The organism is Bradyrhizobium sp. CIR48 (assembly GCF_014198315.1).
Taxonomy (GTDB): domain Bacteria; phylum Pseudomonadota; class Alphaproteobacteria; order Rhizobiales; family Xanthobacteraceae; genus Bradyrhizobium.
In genome coordinates, this window is the sequence record NZ_JACIHG010000016.1 from 19,825 (window position 1) to 40,028 (window position 20,204).

General features: G+C 63.3%; 13 protein-coding genes and 2 pseudogenes. 10 read left to right on the forward strand and 5 right to left on the reverse strand.

All coding sequences use genetic code 11. The annotated features are described in order from the left end of the window. The first annotated feature begins 43 nt into the window (after window positions 1-43). The 6 genes from mdeB (at window position 44) to scpA (ending at window position 11,517) form a co-directional block, all read left to right on the forward strand. Window positions 44-2,722 carry an alpha-ketoglutarate dehydrogenase gene (gene mdeB / locus GGD66_RS36205; protein WP_183234811.1) on the forward strand — a complete coding sequence of 893 codons (2,679 nt, stop codon included), beginning with the start codon at window positions 44-46 and terminating at the stop codon, window positions 2,720-2,722. Window positions 2,723-2,739: 17 nt separating this feature from the next. Continuing rightward, window positions 2,740-4,020, forward strand: a complete 1,281-nt coding sequence (locus GGD66_RS36210; RefSeq protein ID WP_183261466.1) for a 2-oxo acid dehydrogenase subunit E2 — start codon at window positions 2,740-2,742, stop codon at window positions 4,018-4,020. A gap of 8 nt (window positions 4,021-4,028) precedes the next feature. Further along, the gene (lpdA, locus tag GGD66_RS36215) at window positions 4,029-5,744 is read left to right on the forward strand and encodes a dihydrolipoyl dehydrogenase (RefSeq protein WP_183234809.1); all 1,716 of its coding nucleotides are present in this window, start codon (window positions 4,029-4,031) and stop codon (window positions 5,742-5,744) included. A 17-nt stretch (window positions 5,745-5,761) separates the two neighbouring features. Beyond that, window positions 5,762-7,291: an acyl-CoA carboxylase subunit beta gene (locus GGD66_RS36220; RefSeq protein ID WP_183234808.1), complete on the forward strand. Its 1,530-nt coding sequence runs from the start codon at window positions 5,762-5,764 to the stop codon at window positions 7,289-7,291. Window positions 7,292-7,299: 8 nt separating this feature from the next. Further along, a complete protein-coding gene (locus GGD66_RS36225; RefSeq protein WP_183234807.1) occupies window positions 7,300-9,315 on the forward strand; it encodes an acetyl/propionyl/methylcrotonyl-CoA carboxylase subunit alpha in 2,016 nt (671 codons plus the stop codon). A gap of 63 nt (window positions 9,316-9,378) precedes the next feature. After that, entirely contained in the window at window positions 9,379-11,517 is a 2,139-nt protein-coding gene (scpA, locus tag GGD66_RS36230; RefSeq protein WP_183261467.1) for a methylmalonyl-CoA mutase, read from the forward strand. Between the two features lie 39 nt (window positions 11,518-11,556). Here the strand turns inward: scpA and GGD66_RS36235 are convergent. Continuing rightward, window positions 11,557-11,975: pseudogene (locus GGD66_RS36235) on the reverse strand (sigma factor); the annotation flags it as partial. A 317-nt stretch (window positions 11,976-12,292) separates the two neighbouring features. On the opposite strand from GGD66_RS36235, the pseudogene GGD66_RS41770 reads away from it, so the two are divergent. Next, window positions 12,293-12,457, forward strand: a pseudogene (locus GGD66_RS41770) (MFS transporter); the annotation flags it as partial. Here the strand turns inward: GGD66_RS41770 and GGD66_RS41775 are convergent. After that, complete coding sequence (locus tag GGD66_RS41775; protein ID WP_246783207.1) at window positions 12,421-13,590, reverse strand: site-specific integrase; 1,170 nt, start codon at window positions 13,588-13,590, stop codon at window positions 12,421-12,423. The pseudogene GGD66_RS41770 and the gene GGD66_RS41775 overlap by 37 nt on opposite strands. Before the next feature lie 541 nt (window positions 13,591-14,131). Between GGD66_RS41775 and GGD66_RS36245 the strand changes: the two genes are divergently transcribed. After that, window positions 14,132-14,953 carry a helix-turn-helix domain-containing protein gene (locus tag GGD66_RS36245; protein WP_183261470.1) on the forward strand — a complete coding sequence of 274 codons (822 nt, stop codon included), beginning with the start codon at window positions 14,132-14,134 and terminating at the stop codon, window positions 14,951-14,953. A gap of 40 nt (window positions 14,954-14,993) precedes the next feature. Beyond that, the gene (locus GGD66_RS36250) at window positions 14,994-15,818 is read left to right on the forward strand and encodes a helix-turn-helix domain-containing protein (protein WP_092258952.1); all 825 of its coding nucleotides are present in this window, start codon (window positions 14,994-14,996) and stop codon (window positions 15,816-15,818) included. On the opposite strand, the gene GGD66_RS36255 is transcribed toward GGD66_RS36250, so the two are convergent. Continuing rightward, on the reverse strand, window positions 15,806-16,606 hold the full coding sequence (locus tag GGD66_RS36255; protein WP_092258955.1) for a thioesterase family protein: 801 nt from the start codon (window positions 16,604-16,606) through the stop codon (window positions 15,806-15,808). The genes GGD66_RS36250 and GGD66_RS36255 overlap by 13 nt on opposite strands. Window positions 16,607-16,776: 170 nt before the next feature. Here GGD66_RS36255 and GGD66_RS36260 point away from each other — a divergent pair, with 170 nt between their 5' ends. After that, window positions 16,777-17,442 carry a DsbA family oxidoreductase gene (locus GGD66_RS36260; protein WP_020508626.1) on the forward strand — a complete coding sequence of 222 codons (666 nt, stop codon included), beginning with the start codon at window positions 16,777-16,779 and terminating at the stop codon, window positions 17,440-17,442. Between the two features lie 7 nt (window positions 17,443-17,449). Here the strand turns inward: GGD66_RS36260 and GGD66_RS36265 are convergent, their stop codons facing one another. After that, the gene (locus GGD66_RS36265) at window positions 17,450-18,610 is read right to left on the reverse strand and encodes a GNAT family N-acetyltransferase (protein WP_183261472.1); all 1,161 of its coding nucleotides are present in this window, start codon (window positions 18,608-18,610) and stop codon (window positions 17,450-17,452) included. Window positions 18,611-18,760: 150 nt separating this feature from the next. Then, a complete protein-coding gene (gene ccoG, locus GGD66_RS36270) occupies window positions 18,761-20,203 on the reverse strand; it encodes a cytochrome c oxidase accessory protein CcoG (RefSeq protein ID WP_183261474.1) in 1,443 nt (480 codons plus the stop codon). Window position 20,204 lies beyond the last annotated feature (1 nt).

Consider the following 20,204-nt stretch of genomic DNA (forward strand, 5'->3'; position numbering starts at 1 on the left):
AGCACCCGATGCTACCAAGTGCGGGCTTCTGGGAGCCCGACGCATGACTGCACACATCGATCCGCCACGCAAGGGCGTCAACGCCGATCAGGACGCGGTCGAAACCGCCGATTGGCTCGCATCGCTCGGATCGCTGCACCACAGCGCCGGTGCCGAGCGGGTGCGATACATCCTGGCTGCGCTCGATCGGCGCGCGAAGGAACTCGGCGTTCTGCCGGACTCTCCGCCGTTCTCGCCCTATCGCAATTCGATTCCGCTCGAGCAGCAGAAGCCCTACCCCGGCGACATCGCGATCGAGACCCGCCTGACGGCGATCATTCGCTGGAACGCGCTCGCGATGGTGGTCCGTGCCAACAAGGCCTATGGGGAACTCGGCGGGCACGTCGCCAGCTACGCCTCGGCCGCGGAGATTTTCGAAGTCGGCTTCAATCATTTCTTTCGCGCATCAAGCTCCGGGTCGGAGGGGGACTTGGTGTATTTCCAGCCGCATTCGTCTCCCGGAGTCTATGCACGAGCGTATCTCGAAGGCCGACTGTCGGACGAAAATCTGAAGCTGTATCGCCAGGAACTGAGCGGCCCCGGTCTGTCGTCCTATCCGCATCCCTGGCTGATGCCGGAGTTTTGGCAGGTGCCGTCGGCATCGATGGGCCTCGGCCCGATCAGCGCGATCTACCAGGCGCGGTTCATGAAGTATCTGCAGCATCGCGGCCTGGTGCAGACGGCTGGTCGCCACGTCTGGGGTGTGTTCGGCGACGGCGAGATGGACGAGCCGGAATCGATCGCCGGGCTCGCCCTGGCGGCGCGGGAAAATCTCGACAACCTCACCTTCGTCGTCAATTGCAACCTACAGCGCCTGGATGGGCCGGTCCGCGGCAACGGGCAGGTGATTCAGGAACTCGAATCCCTCTTCCAGGGCGCCGGCTGGAACGTCATCAAGGTGCTGTGGGGATCGGACTGGGACGATATCTTCGCGCGCGACAGCAGGCATGCGCTGTTGCGCAAATTCGCCGATACCGTCGATGGCAAATATCAGACGCTCGGCGCCAAGGATGGGGCCTACAACCTCGCCAACTTCTTCAGCGAGGACCCCGAGGTCCGGGCGCTGGTTGCGCACATGTCGGACGCGGATATCGATGGCCTGAAACGCGGTGGCCACGACTTCAAGAAGCTGTTCGCGGCCTTTGCCGCCGCTAAGGACATCAAGGGTCGGCCGACCGTCATTCTGGCGAAGACCAAGAAGGGCTACGGCATGGGCGGCGCCGGCGAGTCGCGCATGACGTCGCACCAGGCCAAGAAGCTCGACGTCGACGCGCTGTATGCGTTCCGCGACCGGTTCGCTCTGCCGCTCAGCAACGAGCAGGTCGAGAATCTGGAGTTCTTCACGCCTGCGGAAGACAGCGCGGAAATTCAATATCTGCGCGCCCGTCGCGCTGCGCTCGGCGGCTACATGCCGGTGAGGCGACGCGCTTCGGCGGCGCTGCCGGTGCCGCCGCTGCAATCCTACGCGGAGTTCGCGTTGCGCGGCGACGGCAAGGCGACGTCGACCACGATGGCGATCGTGCGGCTGTTCAACAATTTGCTCAAGGACAAGACGCTCGGCCCGCGCATCGTTCCCATCGTTGCCGACGAAGCCCGCACCTTCGGAATGGCGAACCTGTTCAGGCAGGTGGGCATTTACTCGCCGGCAGGACAGCTCTACGAGCCGGAAGATGCCGGCTCGATGCTGTACTACAAGGAAGCGATCGACGGTCAATTGCTGGAGGAGGGGATCACCGAGGCGGGGGCGATTTCGTCATGGACCGCGGCGGCGACCTCCTACAGCATCCATAACTTCCCGTTGCTGCCGTTCTATATCTACTATTCGATGTTCGGCTTTCAGCGGGTCGGCGATCTGATCTGGGCGGCGGCGGACCAGCGCGCGCGTGGCTTTTTGATCGGGGCGACGGCCGGCCGGACGACGCTCGGCGGCGAAGGCTTGCAGCATCAGGACGGGTCCAGCCATCTGATGGCGGCGACCGTTCCGAACTGCCGGGCCTACGATCCGGCATTCTCCTACGAGGTGGCCGTCATCGTCGATCACGGCATGCGGTCGATGCTCGAGCAGGGCAACGACGAGTTCTATTACCTCACGGCGATGAACGAGAACTATGCGCAGCCCTCGATGCCCGACGATGCACGCGACTGCATCATCAAGGGTCTCTATCGGGTTCTGCCGAGCGCTGACGGGCCGGCGAAGATCAGGCTGGTCGGCTCGGGCGCCATTCTCCCGGAGGCGCTCGCCGCCGCAGCGATGCTGCAAAGCGAATGGAAAGTGGCCTGTGAAGTCTGGTCGGCAACGAGCTTTTCCGAGCTGGCGCGAGAGGCGCGTGAGGTGGAGCGAACTAATCGGCTTTCGCCGCTGTCGACCCCGGTCGAGAGCCACGTCGCACAATGCCTCGGCGGCAAGGTGCCGATCGTCGCGGCTTCGGATTATGTCCGGGCGTATCCGCAACTGATCGCTTCTTACATCGAGGCGCCCTATACGGTGCTGGGCACCGACGGCTTCGGGCGCAGCGATACGCGCGCCGCGCTGAGATCTTTCTTCGAGGTCGATCGCAAGCAGATCGTCGTTGCGGCGCTGTCGGCGCTGGCAAAATCGGGTGACGTGGCGCGTGAGCAGGTCGCCGAAGCCATCGCCAGCTACGAATTGCCGACCGGCGTTGCATCGCCTTGGTCGCGCTGAGAGAGGGCGGAGCGCGCATGTCTCATTCAATTGAGGTCGTTTTGCCGGATATTGGGGACTACAAGGATGTTCCGGTAGTCGAAATCAATGTGCTGGTCGGCGACGAGGTCACAATCGACATGCCGTTGCTGTCGATCGAGTCCGACAAGGCGATGATGGAGGTGCCATCCCCGGCCGCAGGCACGGTGGCCAAACTGATGATCGACGTCGGGGCGCGGGTTTCAGAAGGTTCGGTTCTGATGATCCTCGAAGGTCGCGGTGACTCCATCGCGCCTCCGCCGGCGGCTGCGTCGGCGCCACAGGTGGAGCAACGGTTGCCGCAGCAGGAGGCGCTGTCACAGCCGACGCCCGCCGCTCCAGCCGATGACTCGCGAGCACGTGCACAGCAGCCGCAGCCCAGCGGGGCGGCGCATGCATCGCCGTCCGTTCGCGCGTTGGCGCGTGAGCTCGGCGTGGCGCTGGATTCTGTCGTGCCCACCGGCCCCAAGGGCCGGATTCTGCGCGAGGATGTGGCGGCCTTCGTCAACGGACTGGTGCGATCGGGACCGGCGATGGCGCCTGCGCGCGACGCGCCGGTCGATTGGCCCAAGGTGGATTTCGAGAGGTACGGCGCGGTCGAGCGCCTGCCGCTGACGCGAATCCAGAAGCTGACCGGCGCGAACCTCTCGCGCAACTGGAGCGTCATTCCCCATGTGACGAATTTCGACAAAGCGGATGTGAACGACGCCGAAGCCTTTCGTCAGCTCGCCAACGCCGAGGCCACGAAGGACACGGCGAAGCTCACTATGGTGTCGCTGCTGATCAAGGCCGCGGCCTTGGCGCTGCAGAAATACCCGCGCTTCAATTCTTCGCTCGATGGCGATGAGCTGATCCTCAAGCACTACGTCCACATCGGCTTCGCCGTCGACACGCCGAAAGGTCTGGTCGTGCCGGTGATCCGGGACTGCGATAAGAAGGGCCTTCGGCAGATCGCCGCGGAGATGCGCTCGCTCGCCGACAAGGCGCTCGCGGGGCAGCTCGCGTCGGGCGACATGCAGGGCGGCTGTTTCTCGGTGTCGTCTCTGGGAGGCATCGGCGGTCAGGGATTTACGCCCATCATCAATGCGCCCGAGGTCGCAATCCTCGGAGCTGGTCGTGCCGCCACCGAGGCAGTCTGGAACGGCCGCGAGTTTGAACCGCGACTCATCCTTCCAATGAGTCTGTCGTGGGATCACCGGGTCGTCGACGGCGTGGCCGGGGCCCGATTCCTGGGATTCGTCGCGTCGGTGCTGACCGATGTGCGGCGCTTCGCATTGTGAGGACGCAGATGCGGACAGAGGAGATCCTGGTCCCCGACATCGGGGATTTCCGAGACGTCGAAGTCGTGGAGGTCCACGTCAGGGCGGGCGACGTCGTCGCGCGAGAGCAGGCTTTGATCACCGTCGAATCCGACAAGGCGACGCTGGAGATTCCGTCACCGATCGCAGGGGTGATCACGAGCATTTCGCTGCGCGTTGGAGACAAGGTGTCTCAAGGTTCCATGATCGGCACAGCGTCGGCGTCCGACGGGGGCGGCGCGCAAGCTGAGACGATCTCGCCGGAACAGTCCTATGCTGGCCCGCACGCAATCGACCCCACGCGCTACGACCTCGTGGTGATCGGAGGGGGGCCTGGCGGCTATTCAGCAGCTTATCGCGCCGCAGACCTTGGACTGAGGACCGCGATCGTCGAACGCTACGGCACCTTGGGCGGAGTTTGCCTGAACGTCGGATGTATCCCGTCGAAGGCGCTGCTTCATGTTGCGGCCGTCAAGGAGGAGGCCGAACGGATCGCCGACCTGGGCATTCGCTTCGCCGCGCCGCAGATCGATCTGCAGGAGCTGCGCGCCTTCAAGCACGGCACTGTCAAGAAGCTGACGGATGGGCTGAGCCAGATGGCGGCAGCGCGCCGCGTCACGGTGATCCGCGGCACCGCAAAATTCGCCTCCGCCACGCGGCTCGAGATTGTCGGTGAGGGGGCAGGATCGCAGCAAATTGAATTTGGTCAATGCATCATCGCCACGGGCTCGCGCGCGGTGCAGCTGGCGGTGCTTCCCAAGGACGAGCGGGTCGTGACCTCGACCGGCGCGCTCGCGCTGCGAAGCATTCCGGGCCGCATGCTCGTGATCGGAGCGGGGATCATCGGGCTGGAGATGGCGACCGTCTACAACTCGCTCGGCACCAAGATCGATCTTGTCGAAAGGCTTCCCGATATCCTGGCGGGCGTGGATGCCGACGCGGTGAAGATCTGGCGTTCGCGCAACGCGCATCGCTTCGAGCATATCGACGTCGCAAGCAGCGTATCAACCGCCGAAATCACGCCGGACGGCGTGAGTGTCGGTACCACAGGCGCATCGGTACGGACACGATCGTACGATTTGGTGTTGCAATCGGCCGGCCGTGTTCCCAACAGTAGCGAGCTCGGCCTCGAACGGATCGACGTTGCCATCGATTCGAACGGCTTCATTCAGGTCGACGAGCAGATGAGAACGACGGCGCGCAACGTCTTCGCCATCGGCGACGTCGTCGGCGGTTCGATGCTGGCGCACAAGGCCGTTCACGAGGGGCACGTCGCCGCGGAAGTAGCTGCCGGGAAGCCGGCGGTCTTTACCGCGAAGATCGTCCCCAATGTCGCCTACACCGATCCTGAGATCGCCTGGGTCGGCAAGTCCGAGCGTGATGTCGCCGAATCCGGAGGGAAGATCCGTTCGGCAAAATTCCCGTGGGCCGCGTCCGGCCGGGCCATCGCGTCGGGCGCATCCTATGGCATGACCAAGCTGTTGTTCGACGTCGAAACCAGTCGCATCGTCGGGGGTGTGATCGTCGGACCGCATGCCGGCGATATGATCGGGGAAATCTGTCTCGCGATCGAAATCGGGGCTGACGCGATCGATATCAGCAAGACCATTCACCCGCATCCGACCCTCGGCGAGACGATCGGCATGGCTGCCGAAGTCTATGAGGGCATTTGCACCGACCTGCCTCCAATCGCCCGAAAACGGTAGACCAGTTGGCCCAATCGATGTCCGTTATCGAAGCCCTTGAACAACGTCGCGCCGGCGCAAAGCTCGGCGGCGGGGAGAAGCGCATCGAGGCGCAGCACGCCCGCGGCAAGCTGACCGCACGCGAGCGCATCGAGCTCCTGCTCGACAAGGGATCGTTCGAGGAGTTCGACATGTTCGTCGAGCACCGCTCCACCGAGTTCGGCATGGAGAAGAACAAGATCCCCGGCGACGGCGTCGTCACCGGCTGGGGCACCGTCAACGGCCGCAAGACGTTCGTCTTCGCCAAGGACTTCACGGTGTTTGGCGGCTCGCTATCGGAAACGCATGCGCTGAAGATCACCAAGCTCCAGGACATGGCGATGAAGGCGCGGGCGCCCATCATCGGCCTCTATGACGCGGGCGGCGCCCGCATCCAGGAGGGTGTCGCCGCGCTCGCCGGCTATTCCTACGTCTTCCGCCGCAACGTGCTGGCCTCCGGCGTGATCCCGCAGATCTCCGTCATCATGGGCCCCTGCGCCGGCGGCGACGTCTATTCGCCTGCCATGACCGACTTCATCTTCATGGTGAAGAACACCAGCTACATGTTCGTGACCGGTCCTGACGTCGTGAAGACCGTCACCAACGAGGTCGTCACCGCCGAAGAGCTTGGCGGCGCCTCGGTGCACGCGACGCGCTCCTCGATCGCGGACGGCGCCTTCGAGAACGACGTCGAGACGCTTCTGCAGATGCGCCGCCTGATCGACTTCCTGCCGTCCAACAACAGTGACGGCGTGCCGGAATGGCCGAGCTTCGACGACATCGGTCGCGTCGACATGTCCCTGGATACGCTGATCCCGGACAATCCGAACAAGCCTTACGACATGAAGGAGCTGATCCTGAAGGTCGTGGACGAGGGGGACTTCTTCGAGATCGCGGACATGTTCGCCAAGAACATCGTCACCGGCTTCGGCCGCATCGCTGGCCGCACCGTCGGCTTCGTCGCCAACCAGCCGATGGTGCTGGCCGGCGTGCTCGACAGCGATGCCTCGCGCAAGGCGGCGCGCTTCGTCCGCTTCTGCGACGCCTTCAACATCCCGATCGTCACCTTCGTCGACGTGCCGGGGTTCCTGCCGGGCACCGCGCAGGAATATGGCGGCCTGATCAAGCATGGCGCGAAGCTCTTGTTCGCCTATTCGCAGTGCACCGTGCCGCTGGTCACCATCATCACCCGCAAGGCCTATGGCGGTGCCTTCGACGTCATGGCATCGAAAGAAATTGGCGCCGACATGAACTACGCCTGGCCGACCGCCCAGATCGCGGTGATGGGCGCCAAGGGCGCGGTCGAGATCATCTTCCGCAGCGATATCGGCGACGCCGACAAGATCGCCGCGCGCACCAAGGAATACGAAGACCGCTTCCTGTCGCCCTTCATCGCCGCCGAGCGCGGCTACATCGACGATGTCATCATGCCGCATTCGACGCGGAAGCGGATCGCAAGGGCGCTGGCGATACTGAAGGACAAGAAAATGGAAGCGCCGGCGAAGAAGCACGACAACATGCCGTTGTGAGAAGAGCAGTGTTCAAACGCATCCTGATCGCCAATCGCGGCGAAATCGCCTGCCGGGTCATCAAGACTGCCCGCAAGATGGGAATCCAGACGGTTGCGGTCTATTCCGAGGCCGACCGCGATGCCCTCCATGTCGAGATGGCCGACGAGGCCGTGCTGATCGGCCCGCCCGCGGCAGCCGAGAGCTATCTGGTGATCGAGAAGATCGTCGAGGCATGTAAAAAGACCGGCGCCGAGGCCGTGCATCCCGGCTACGGCTTCCTGTCCGAACGCGAGGCGTTTCCGCGCGCGCTGGAGGCCGCCGGCATCGTCTTCATCGGCCCGAACCCGGGCGCGATCGCCGCAATGGGCGACAAGATCGAATCCAAGAAGGCGGCCGCGAAGGCCAAGGTCTCGACCGTGCCGGGCTATCTCGGCGTCATCGAGGACGACAAGCACGCGGTGAAGATCGCCGACGAGATCGGCTATCCCGTGATGATCAAGGCCTCCGCCGGCGGCGGCGGCAAGGGCATGCGCATCGCCCATTCCAAGGCCGAGGTCGCCGAGGGCTTCAACCTCGCCAAGGCCGAGGCCAAGGCCTCGTTCGGCGACGACCGCGTCTTCGTCGAAAAGTTCATCGTCGATCCCCGCCACATCGAGATCCAGGTGCTGGGCGACAAGCACGGCAACGTGATCTATCTCGGCGAACGCGAATGCTCGATCCAGCGCCGCAACCAGAAGGTCATCGAGGAGGCGCCGTCGCCGCTGCTCGACGAGGCCACGCGCCGCAAGATGGGCGAGCAGGCGGTCGCGCTGGCCAAGGCCGTGAATTACGATTCCGCCTGCACGGTCGAGTTCGTCGCAGGGCAGGACAAGAGCTTCTACTTCCTGGAGATGAACACGCGCCTCCAGGTCGAGCATCCCGTCACCGAGCTCGTCACCGGCGTCGATCTCGTCGAGCAGATGATCCGCGTTGCCGCCGGCGAGAAGCTCGCGATCGCGCAGAAGGACGTCACGCTCACCGGATGGGCGGTGGAATCGCGGCTCTACGCTGAAGACCCGTTCCGCAACTTCCTGCCCTCGATCGGGCGCCTGGTGAAGTACCGTCCGCCGGCCGAGGTGAGCAAGGACGGCATCACCGTGCGCAACGACACCGGCGTGCAGGAGGGCGGCGAGATATCGATCCACTACGATCCGATGATCGCCAAGCTCGTCACCCACGCGCCCTCGCGCGCGGCCGCGATCGAGGCGCAGGCCACCGCGCTGGATTCGTTCTATGTCGACGGCATCAGGCACAACATCCCGTTCCTATCGGCGCTGATGCATCATCCGCGCTGGCGCGAGGGCCGGCTGTCGACCGGCTTCATCGCCGAGGAATTCCCCAAGGGCTTTGCGGTGCGCGTGCCGGAAGGCGAGGTCGCGCGGCGCATCGCCGCGGTCGGCGCTGCCATCGACCACGTGCTCGGGGAGCGCAAGCGCCAGATCTCGGGCCAGATGGGCGGACGCATCGTGCAGCGCGAACGCCGCCGTGCGGTCTGGCTCGAGCGCCAGGAGATTTTGCTCGAGGTTGCGCGTGAGGGCGAGGCCATTGCGATCCGCTTCGTCGACGCCGAAGGCAAGGCCGGCAACGCGCATCTGTTGCAGTCGCCATGGAAGCCGGGCGATCCGGTCTGGCAGGGCACCATCGATGGCCATTTCGTCGCCGTGCAGGCGCGCCCGATCGCCAATGGCATCCGTCTGGCGCATCAGGGCGTCGAGGTGCCGGTCTATGTCTGGACCGAAGCGGAAGCCGCATCGGCCCGGCTGATGCCGGTGACGACGGCCTCCGACACCGGCAAGAAGCTGCTGTGCCCGATGCCCGGCCTCGTGGTCTCGATCGCGGTGACCGAGGGGCAGGAGGTCAAGGCCGGCGAGACGCTCGCGGTGGTCGAAGCCATGAAGATGCAGAACGTGCTCCGTGCCGAACAGGACGGTACGGTGAAGAAGATCCACGCCAGCGCCGGTGCGACGCTGGCGGTGGACGCGCTGATCTTGGAATTTGCGTAAGCAGGCCATGTAGCCCGCGATGCGTGGTCGACAATTAGGTCGGTAACCCGTGCGAGATCAGGAATGTCGATGTCATTTCCAGATGAATGGAAGAGGATTGCCGAGAAGGAACTAAAAGGCGATCCCATCGCGCTCGTGCGGAAGATTCCGGAGGGCATTGAAGTCAAGCCGATCTATACGGTGTCTGATTTAGATGGGATCGAGCATCTGGACACGTTACCTGGCATGTCGCCGTTCGTTCGTGGTCCTAAGGCGACGATGTATACTGGCAGACCGTGGACAATCCGCCAGTATGCGGGATTCTCGACTGCAGAGGCGTCAAACGCATTCTATCGTGCCGCCCTTTCCTCAGGACAGAAGGGCTTGTCGGTTGCGTTCGATTTGGCGACCCACCGCGGCTATGATTCTGATCATCCTCGCGTCCTAGGTGATGTCGGGAAGGCGGGCGTTGCCATCGACTCAGTCGAAGACATGAAGATCCTCTTTGACGGCATTCCCCTCGGGGAAACGTCGGTGTCGATGACCATGAACGGAGCGATAATCCCCATTCTCGCAACCTTCATTGTCGCCGGTGAAGAGCAGGGAATTCCGCGCGAAGCTCTCTCGGGAACTGTCCAAAACGACATTCTGAAGGAGTTCATGGTCCGCAATACATACATTTATCCGCCGGAACCATCGATGCGCATTGTTGCTGACATTATAGCGTTCACCGCGCAGAACATGCCGCGCTTCAACTCCATCTCGATTTCAGGCTACCATATGCAGGAGGCGGGGGCGACGCTCGTCCAGGAGTTGGCCTTTACGCTCGCTGATGGACGTGAATACGTCCGGTCTGCTCTTGCCAAGGGCCTTAACGTCGATGACTTCGCAGGGCGGCTTTCATTCTTCTTCGCTATCGGAATGAATTTCTTCATGGAAGCGGCGAAGTTGCGCGCTGCTCGACTTATCTGGTCGCGCGTTATGGCGGAGTTCAACCCCAAAAAGCAGTCGTCTTCAGTGCTTCGTACGCACTGTCAGACGTCGGGAGTGTCGCTCCAGGAGCATGATCCGTATAACAATATCGTGCGGACCGCTTATGAGGCCTTAGCCGCCGTTCTGGGCGGCACGCAATCGCTGCACACAAATTCGTTCGACGAAGCCATCGCATTGCCTACTGAGTTTTCGGCTCGGATTGCCCGGAACACCCAGCTGATCCTTCAGCATGAGACGGGCGTCTCCGACGTCGTCGATCCCCTCGCGGGATCCTACTATGTCGAGCGCCTGACGGACGATCTCGTCAGGGCTGCCTGGCAACTCATGGAGGAGGTCGAAGAGCGGGGAGGGATGGCGAACGCGATCGCGACAGGGTGGCCTAAGCGATTGATCGAAGAATCGGCGACGCGCAAGCAGGCCGCGATCGATCGCGGCGATCAGGTTATCGTCGGAGTTAATCGGTTTCGGCTTGAACAAGAGGAGCCAATCGACATTCTGGAGATCGACAATTCGACTGTGCGCGCTTCGCAAATTCGCCGCCTGACTGATATCAAACGGTCTAGAGATTCTAAGAGCGTCTCCAGTGCGTTGGCTCGACTGAACCGGGTCGCGCAATCAGGTGAGGGAAATCTGCTGGAAGCCGCGATTGAGGCCGCTAGGTCTCGAGCAACCGTCGGCGAAATGTCTGATGCAATGCGGCAGGCTTTTGGAGATCACCAGGCGATACCCGATGTTGTTTCGAGTGTCTATGGCCCTGCTTATGGAAACGATCCCGAGTTCACCAATCTTGTTTCGCGGCTCGACGAAGTGTCACAAGCGATTGGCGTGAGGCCAAAGATTATGATCGCCAAGCTGGGACAAGATGGTCATGATCGAGGTGCGAAGGTTATTGCGTCGGCATTCGGCGATATGGGATTCGATGTTATTGCCGGTCCTTTGTTTCAAACGCCAGCCGAAGCTGCCGCGATGGCCGTTCAGGCAAAGGTACATGTTCTGGGGGTCTCGTCGCTCGCGGCCGGTCACAGGACGCTCGTTCCTCAGGTTGTCAGGGAGTTGAAGCTGGCTGGCGCTGGCGGCATCATTGTTGTTTGCGGGGGCGTCGTGCCACGGCAGGACTACGAGGAGTTGCTTCGGAGCGGAGTGGCAGCCGTGTTTGGACCTGGTACCAACGTACTTGAGGCCGCTATGGCAGTTCTCGATCTTATCGAGGGACGGCGAAGAAATCGCTGATCGAGGCCCGGCCGCTTTGAAGTTGCACGGGCTTCGATCAGGATGCGTTCTATTCATCCAAGCACGAGCGCGCGCCGCGAGCGTACGGACCGCGGCTGGCTGGCGGGGTGATGGCCACTTCAGTCAGCGGTACGTCGAAGACGTCATGGAGAAGAAAAGCGGCCCGCTCCAGAGGGACAGACGCTCGAGGGCCAGCATCAACGTGACCTTGACGTCGTCGGCGACCGTCTCGTCCGGCTCCATGGAACCCACGAGAGGATCTGGCAACCAGGGTCCGAGGTAGGCTTCCGGCGCGCTCGCGTGGAGCGGCGTCGGTCAGGGCACAGGCGTGTGACGATGCGGGTTAGATGGGCGGGAGGCGAATCGAGGTCCACCCCGACCCACCGCAGCCATGCGTCCTGAACGACGTCCTCCGCCTCGGCGAGCCAGCCCATCATCCGATAGGCCAAGCGTGTCAGGCACCCGCGCTCCGCTTCGAACTCGGTGTCGCCGACCCGATGGAAACCCGTTGGCCATAGAGTTGGCTGCCGCCGAACGGCTGCCGAGATTGCTGCCACCTGCCATCCCGTCGGGGAGGAAGCAATAACCTTGGCCTGGTACAATGGAAACACTGCCATCGCACTGCGACGCCGCCATCAGCGGCGACAACGTCGTACGAGATCCGTCCCGCTGGCAAATAGAACAGCGCGCCCGCTCGCAAGGGCCTTCGAGCCGCTGCTCGGCTCACCAGCCGCCCGAATAACGGGCAATCGGAAAGGGCGCTTTCTCGTCCGGTGTGGAATACCGGATTGATCAGGCGAAACGAGAAGCGTTTCTGCACGCGATCGCCGGCTTGGAGCAGCAACGACGGCGCGACGGCGCTTACGCGTGGGATCTCTTCGAAGACGCGGCTGTGAACGGCCGCTACCTGGAGACTTTCAAGGTCGCCTCGTGGCTCGAGCACCTGAGGCCGCACCAGCGCGTGACAAACGCTGACCGTGCCATCGGATGCGCGATTAGGAATTGCTCCATTGATGGCTGTGCAGCTTTCTGCATCTTGTGCAGATCTTCGGGCTTGAGATTTGTATATCGGCGCAACATTCGCCAGTCTTTATGGCCTGTCACCATCGCAACCTGCTGTATCGAAAAGCCCGCTTCGAAGAGTCTACTTGTTCCTTCATGGCGCAAATCGTGAAAGCATAGGTCATCTATATCGATAGCGTTGCATGACCTGCGGAAGGCAGCTCCTACCGACTTCGAGTGGTATGGAAAAACGCGTCCGAGGCCGCGCGTGAGAATCCGCTGCTCGAGCATAAGCTGCCAGGCATCGTACCCGGTCGAATTGAGGAGAGGAACCACTTGGTGGTTTCCGTCTTTGCGTCGAGGATCTTTGCGGTCGCGAATAGTGACGGTTCGCTTTGACATGTCGACATCAGTCCACTCGATGCGGCAGATCTCAGCTTGGCGCATTGCTGTCGCCACAGCAAAGCGAACAATTCTACCGAGTGGTAGATACTGTTGGGCGTTAGATTCGGTGTATCCGATCAGTCGATCGAGTTCGTCTTGGCTAGGGCGCCGATCCCTCTCGTTTGACTTTCCGACGAGATCCAGGTGCTTTAGCGCAGCTCTGGCCAGCTGTACGTTCTCGACTGAAACGTTAATGCCGTGGACTGCGGCAGCGTGAAGTAGGATCGTTCGGATGAATGAGAAATCGATCGCAAGGGTCGCCGGTCCAGCGCCTTGAGCAGCTCGCTTTCGCCCGAACTCAATCAATCTCTCCCTGGTCAGCTCTTTGAGGTTTGTTCGTCCAAGCGAGATCTTAAGGGCCTTGAGCACCATCGACTTGGATCGTCGTACGGGCTTGCCGACCTGGGCAAGATCGTCGAGATGCAGGGTGATCAAATCGGAAAAAATTCGAGGCTGCTCAAAAGGCCGGGAACGTCGAATTGGGGTGCCGCGATCGATAGAGCGCTCCACATCAATCGCCCATTCTTCAGCATCGCGCCGTCGCACGAACGTGTTTGCGATGTACTCGTTTTTCCTCCTGACCTGAACGCGCCAGCTTCCCGATCTGAGTTTTGTAAACGTCGGCATTGCGTGTGCACTCCACCCCGATTTCGTGTGCGCTACGTGTGCACCGGGAGATCAAAGGCGGTACAAACGTGTGCAATTTGGGCTAGTTTAAGTGCACACGTGTGCACCTGGTTCACGTTCTAGTCCATTGAAAGAATAGGACAACTTATTGAAATATCAAGACTATCGCTTTTCCGTGGCACCATGATGGACTGGACTGATCCACGCTAGCTCACGTTGCCTGGTACTGGATGAAGTCGACCTGCGGCCGACCTTACGGAGTAAACGTGCTTCAGGTCGCGTGTTCGCTCGTAAGTCTAGCAATGGCGAGAGGCACCCTTCCTAGTGGGGCGATCAGTGATTGGTTCTTAATTCCGGCTACCAATCGGCTCGGCCTAAATATCTATTCGTGTCGGAAGTTGTTCCTGGGGTTGTTGGTATTTCTGTTGGTATGGGCCAGACACGTCGCAAACAAACGCAACGATTTCAGTTAGCTAGGTGCCAATATCCGTTACCTCGTGGGTAATGGAAGGGCCGAAATCGGCATGATAGGTTTCTGGTCATGAACGCACATGCATCCACGGCACAGGCCGACCGCAGCCAGCCGGTTCACATCGGCGACCATTTGCGCGAATGGCGGCAGCGCCGCCGCATGAGCCAGCTCGATCTCGCGGGCGAGGCCGAAATTTCGGCGCGTCACCTAAGCTTCGTCGAGACCGGCCGCGCCGCGCCCTCGCGCGACATGGTGCTGCGGCTTGCCGAGCGTCTCGACGTGCCCTTGCGTGAACGCAACGTGCTGCTGGTCGCGGCCGGCTATGCGCCGGCATTCCAGCAGCGCCCGCTGGAGGACCCGGCCTTGAAATCAGCCCGCCGGGCGATCGACCTCGTGCTGAAGGCACATGAGCCCAATCCCGCGCTCGCGGTGGACCGGCACTGGAACCTGGTATCGGCGAACCGCATGGTGGCGCCGCTGCTCGACGGCATTCCGCAGCGGCTGCTCGGCCAGCCCTTCAACGTGCTGCGGCTCGCCTTTCATCCCGAGGCGCTGGCGCCGCGCACGGTCAATCTCGCGGAGTGGTGCGGCCATCTTTTGGAGCGTCTGCACCGCCAATGCGAGGTGACGGCCGATCCTGAGCTGATCAAGCTCTACAACGACCTCAAGAGCTATCCGATCCCGGCGCGGACGGGGCCGCTGTCGAGCGACAACGTCGCGATCCCGTTCAAGCTGCGTCACGGCGGTGAAATCCTGAGCTTCTTCTCCACCACCATGGTGTTCGGCACGCCCGTCGACATTACCCTGTCGGAGCTGGCGCTGGAGACCTTCTTCCCGGCGGACGAGCGCACCGCCGAACGGCTGAAGCAGATGGCGGCCGGGCTGCCATAGCGTCGTTTACAGGCAGCAGCGGTCCCCGCATAATTGGCCGATGGACACACGCTCGTTCCGGCGATTGCGGCCGGCCAATCCCGTCGGCGATCTCTTGCGCGCCTGGCGCATGCGCCGGGCGTTGAGTCAGGCGGAGCTGGCGTTCGAGGCCGGCATTTCGATCAAGCATCTGAGCTATGTCGAGACCGGCAAGGCGGCCGCGAGCCGGGACATTCTGCTGCAACTCGCATCCGCTCTCGATTTGTCGCTGCGCGACCGCAACGCGCTGCTCGAGGCCGGCGGCTTCGCCCGGCAATATGGCGAGCGCGACCTCGCCGCGCCCGAGCTTGCCGATGCGCGCCGGGCCATCGATCTTCTGCTGCGGCGGCACGAGCCGTTTCCCGCGATCGTCACCGACCGGCGTTGGAACGTGATGCAGACCAACCGTGCCGCATCGCGCCTGATGACGATGCTGCTCGGACCTGAGCGCATGCAGCGGCCGCTCAATCACATGCGCATGTTCCTGGCGCCGAACGAGCTCAAGCCGTTCGTCGAGAACTGGACCACCGTGGCCGCGGCTCTGCTGTCGCGCGCGCGCCATGAGGCAATGGCCGCGCCGCTCGACGAAGCCTTGCAATCGACCTGGCGCGAATTGATGCGGCTGCCGGAGCTGCCCGCGCTTGGGATCGAGGACAACGCCGTGCCGGGGCCGCTCTGCGAGGTGCGCCTGCGCAAGGGCGATGCCGGCGTCTCACTGATCGGCGCGGTTCTGACTTTAGGCACGCCGCAGGATGTGACGCTGCAGGAGCTCCGCGTCGAGATGTTCATGCCTGTTGATGCCGCCTCCGAGGCGACCCTGGTCGCGTTTGCGGCTCAAGACGCCTGAGCTTGCGCGGCCTCACGCCGCTCGAAGCTCATGGCCTGCATCACCTCGGCAAACGGACCCTTGAGATCGCTCAAGGTCGCCGTGGTGAGGCCGGCGCCGTTGGCGCCAACGCGCGTGGCGGCGCGGATCAGGATCCATTCGCTCTCGGGCGGACGGAAGAAGTAAAGGCTGATCTCGGGATTGATGAAGGTCCAGTCGCGCATGTCGACGATCTGCGCGACCCCGCTGGCGAAATCCGCGGCCTGCACCGCCTGGAGCAGCGGTGTGTTCGGCTCGCCCTCGACCAGCGCCGCGTCAAGCCGCATCCAGGCCGCCGCCGGGCCCGGCTTCTCCAGCGCGCCCTCGATCAGCCGCACCGACACGTTCTGGAAATAGCGGCTCCATTTCTGCGCGAAGGCCGGCGGCGGGCTGCCCGCCTCGGGCGCCTTGTCGAGCGCCATGGGGCTCGCAAAGGGATCGGTGGGGGATTCCCCGCTCGGCGCCGTCAGCAGCGCCGTGCAGCGGCCGATCTCGGTCTCGCCGTCCATCAGCCGCACCTGCAAGGTCTTGGCCTTGCGGCCGTCGCGCAGCAATTCGCTGACGGCCCTGAAGGCGCGCAGGCCCGCCGGTCGCCACAGATCGAAGGTCAGGCGTCGCACAACAAAGCCGGATTCGGTGGCGAGACGCTCGACCTCGCGGGTCATCAGGGCAGTGGTGGCGCTTCCCTGCAGCATGTCCGGAGACCACGGACCGCCGGCATGCTCCGTAGCCCGGAACTGTTGGCCTTCCGGCCTGAAAATGGCGCTCATCGCGGTCTCCTCTCGGACTTGATTGTGGTCGCGAGTATCGGGGCGGGGTGCAGCGGTCACAATAACCGCAGAGGTGAAGTCGTGAGCCATGCAGGACCGGCGGCTTGCGCTGCCCCCGGTTCGGCTTATCTTCCGGCGAACCCGTGACCCGCCCGAAGGAGACGCCTGACATGAGCACGCTGAAACCGCTCCAGATCGATGTCGTCTCCGACGTGGTGTGCCCCTGGTGCTATATCGGCAAGCACCGGATCGAGAGTGCGCTGGCGCTGGTGCCGGACGTTCCGGTCAAGCTCAATTTCCGCCCGTTCTTCCTCAATCCCTGGGTGCCGCGCGAGGGCATCAGCCGCGAGGCCTATCTCACCCAGAAGTTCGGCTCGGTCGAGGCCTATAAGGGCATTGCCGGACGTGTCGTTGCGGCCGCCAGCGAGGAGGGCCTCCTCTACAAGCCCGAGCTGGTGGCGCGGCAGCCCAACACCACCGACTGCCATCGCCTCATCCTGTGGGCGGAAGCGATCGGCAAGGCGCCCGAGATGAAGCAGCGCCTGATGGAGCTGTATTTCCGCGACGGCGGCGATCTCACCGATGTGAACGTGCTGGTGCAGGCGGCCGCCGATGTTGGCCTCGATGCCGAGGACGTGCGTCGGCGCCTTGCCACCGACGAGGACGTCGCGCGCGTCTCGGCCGATGCGCAGGAGGCGGCGGAGAAGGGAATCTCCGGCGTGCCGACCTACGTGTTCGCGCAGAAATACGCCGTCTCCGGCGCGCAGGACCCGAACCTGCTCGCGCGCGCCATCCGCCAGGTCTCGGAGGAGATCAACGCCCAGGCAGCGGAATAGCCTTCGCTTATTTGCGGAGCCGGCGAACCACGCCTCGCGCAGCTTCATGCGCGGCGTTGAGGCCAACCAGCGCTGCGTGAATGAGCGCCACGACCGGATCGTGCCGCCGCAGCGGAATCAGCACGTCGCCGACCGCAAAACGCCCGCGCCAGATCGGGTTGATCATGGGGTGATCGGCGCTCGCGGTGGAATCCGCGCTGGCGATGGCGGGATCGGCGCAGAGATGGCGGGTGAGCTCGATTGTGAGCTGCACGCCCGGCGAATATCTTGCAAAGCGCTCGTCGATGCCGAGCTTGAAGAAGAAGGCGCGGTCCTGGTGGCGCAGCACGATGCCCGCGGCGACCGGTGTCGTCCCGGCGCGAAGCGTGATGATTTCGCACTGCGCGGTCTCCGCCAGCGCCGGCACCGCGCGGCGAATGAAGGTCGCATCGCCTGCGTGCTGAACCAGCGCGGTGCCGCGCTTGCCTTTCCAGCCGCTGGCTTCGAGCTGCAGGAATGTTTCGAGCGCGGGGCCGATCTCGTCAGGCCGGCGTGCGACGTCGAACGCAACAGGGCCATGCTCTTCGAGGCGATGGCGTTGTCGGCGCAGCTCCTTGAGCTTCTTGGTGCCCAGTGCGTCGCGCAGCTGCGTCTCGGCATCCTGCGTCGCATCGAGGCTGGCGCGGATGTACGAGGAAAGGACGCGCGGCCTCAGGCCGTCGCGGGTCAGGACCTGCTCGAGCGCAGTCATCGCAGCGCCCTCGAGCGCAACGTCGTTGAGCACGAGCGCATGCGCGCCGCACTCGCGTGCCCGCTGCAACAGCTGCGTGGCCGCCTCGATCGGGGCGCCTCGGTCGATCAGCGGGCTGCACAGCGTGCCGTAGGGATGCGCGCTCACCAGCGCGGGCAGGGGAATCTTCAGGGCGTGCCACAGCGGGATCACCGGCATCAGCCCGATCAGCCGCGTCGACGTGCCGTCGAATGCGGGCAGGGCCGAGGCGTTCGTGCGGCCGCGCGCGGTGGCGCTGACGGCGAGCTCCCAGGCGGGCAGGTAATATCCGTTCGGCTCGATCGCCCGCTGCGCGAGCGCGCGCCATTGGCCAGGATCGATCGCCGCGAGCGGGACGCGCGCCGCCATGGCATCCCCGGATGCCGGATGGATCGCTGCCTGCTGCGCGATATCGACCACGTCCCCTCGTCCCGTTCACGCGGGCAAATGCCGCGTCACGTGGCCATGCTTAGCGCAAAAATTGGAAAATACCGTTGGGACGCGGCTCCAATTCGAACGGTAATGTTAACGTCTCGTTGAGCATCCGTGGCCGGATGCTCAACGCAGGCCTTACTTGTCGCCGGGCAGGAAGTGATCACGGGCGCTTGCCCGTCCACCGCCGGCGGTATCGGTGATCGTGACCTCGACATCGCGCGAGGTCTTCGGCAGATCGGCAGGCCCGACCTGCACCGACAGTCTGACCTCGCGGGTCTGGTCCTGTCCGACCTCGACGACGGGCTTGCCACCGGGAGCGACTTCGATGCCCGCAATCCGAATGTTCGCGCCGGGCAGCCCGGAGACCTCGATCGCAAACGATCGCTGTGCGCCCTTGTTGAGGATGCGCACGGTGTAATCGTTGCGGACTCCGCCGTCCGAGAGCTGAACGAACAGAGGATTGCGCTCGTGCAGCACGTTGACGTCCATGGTCGCGCGCGTGGCGAGGGTGTAGACCATGATGGTGCCGACGATGGCAATGGCTGCGGTATAGATCAGCGTGCGCGCGCGAACGATGCGATAGATCGGCGGCTTGCCTTCGCGCCGGCGCTGCATGTTGATGTCGGTGTCGTAGCCGATCAGGCGGCCCTCGGGCCGGCCGATCTCGCGCATGACGTTGTCGCAGGCATCGATGCAGAGGCCGCACTGGATGCAGCCGAGCTGGATGCCGTGGCGGATGTCGACGCCGGTCGGGCAGACGTTGATGCATTGGTGGCAGTCGACGCAATCGCCGGCGAAATCGCCATGGGCGCGGGCGGCTTCCGCCTTCTTCACCGACATGCGCGGCTCGCCGCGGTCGCGGCGATAGGTGACGTTGAGGGCCCATTCGTCGGTCAGGGCCGCCTGGATGCGCGGCCACGGGCACATGTAGATGCACATCTGCTCGCGGGCGTGGCCGGCAAAGACATAGGTCGTTGCGGTCAGGATACCGATCCAGAGATAGGTGATGAACGGCGCCTGGAAGGTGGCGAGCTCCTTCACCAGCGTCGGCGCGTCGTCGAAATACAGCACCCAGGCGCCGCCGGTCCACCAGGCGATCATGATCCAGAGGAAGTGCTTGAGCGCGACCTTTCGGATGTGGTCGAACGTCCAGTAGCGCTTGTCGCCCTGCATGCGCTCGCGCCGGTCACCTTCGACCCAGCGCTCCACGGCATAGAACAAATCGGTCCACACCGTCTGCGGGCACAAATAGCCGCACCACAGTCGCCCCGCGACTGCGTTCATCAGGAACAATGCCATCGCCGCGATGATGAGCAGGCCGGTGAAGTAATACACTTCCTGCGGCCACAGCTCGATGAAGAAGAAATAGAAGCGGCGATGCGGCAAGTCGATCAGCACGGCCTGGTCGGGCAGGCCTGGTCCGCGATTCCAGCGTACGAACGGCAACAGATAATAGATCCCAAGCGTGACGCACAGGATCGCCCATTTGATACGGCGGAACGGCCCGTGGACCGATTGCGGATAGACCTTCCTGCGCTTCTCGTAGAGAGGTCCTTCGATGAAGGTGTCGTCGGTCATG

What these genes read in the sequence shown, in the direction of transcription:
- mdeB (WP_183234811.1), top strand. Translation starts at nt 44, where the DNA reads ATGACTGCACACATCGATCCGCCACGCAAGGGCGTCAACGCCGATCAG.
- GGD66_RS36210 (WP_183261466.1), top strand. Translation starts at nt 2,740, where the DNA reads ATGTCTCATTCAATTGAGGTCGTTTTGCCGGATATTGGGGACTACAAG.
- lpdA (WP_183234809.1), top strand. Translation starts at nt 4,029, where the DNA reads ATGCGGACAGAGGAGATCCTGGTCCCCGACATCGGGGATTTCCGAGAC.
- GGD66_RS36220 (WP_183234808.1), top strand. Translation starts at nt 5,762, where the DNA reads ATGTCCGTTATCGAAGCCCTTGAACAACGTCGCGCCGGCGCAAAGCTC.
- scpA (WP_183261467.1), top strand. Translation starts at nt 9,379, where the DNA reads ATGTCGATGTCATTTCCAGATGAATGGAAGAGGATTGCCGAGAAGGAA.
- GGD66_RS41775 (WP_246783207.1), bottom strand. Translation starts at nt 13,590, where the DNA reads ATGCCGACGTTTACAAAACTCAGATCGGGAAGCTGGCGCGTTCAGGTC.
- GGD66_RS36245 (WP_183261470.1), top strand. Translation starts at nt 14,132, where the DNA reads ATGAACGCACATGCATCCACGGCACAGGCCGACCGCAGCCAGCCGGTT.
- GGD66_RS36250 (WP_092258952.1), top strand. Translation starts at nt 14,994, where the DNA reads ATGGACACACGCTCGTTCCGGCGATTGCGGCCGGCCAATCCCGTCGGC.
- GGD66_RS36255 (WP_092258955.1), bottom strand. Translation starts at nt 16,606, where the DNA reads ATGAGCGCCATTTTCAGGCCGGAAGGCCAACAGTTCCGGGCTACGGAG.
- GGD66_RS36260 (WP_020508626.1), top strand. Translation starts at nt 16,777, where the DNA reads ATGAGCACGCTGAAACCGCTCCAGATCGATGTCGTCTCCGACGTGGTG.
- ccoG (WP_183261474.1), bottom strand. Translation starts at nt 20,203, where the DNA reads ATGACCGACGACACCTTCATCGAAGGACCTCTCTACGAGAAGCGCAGG.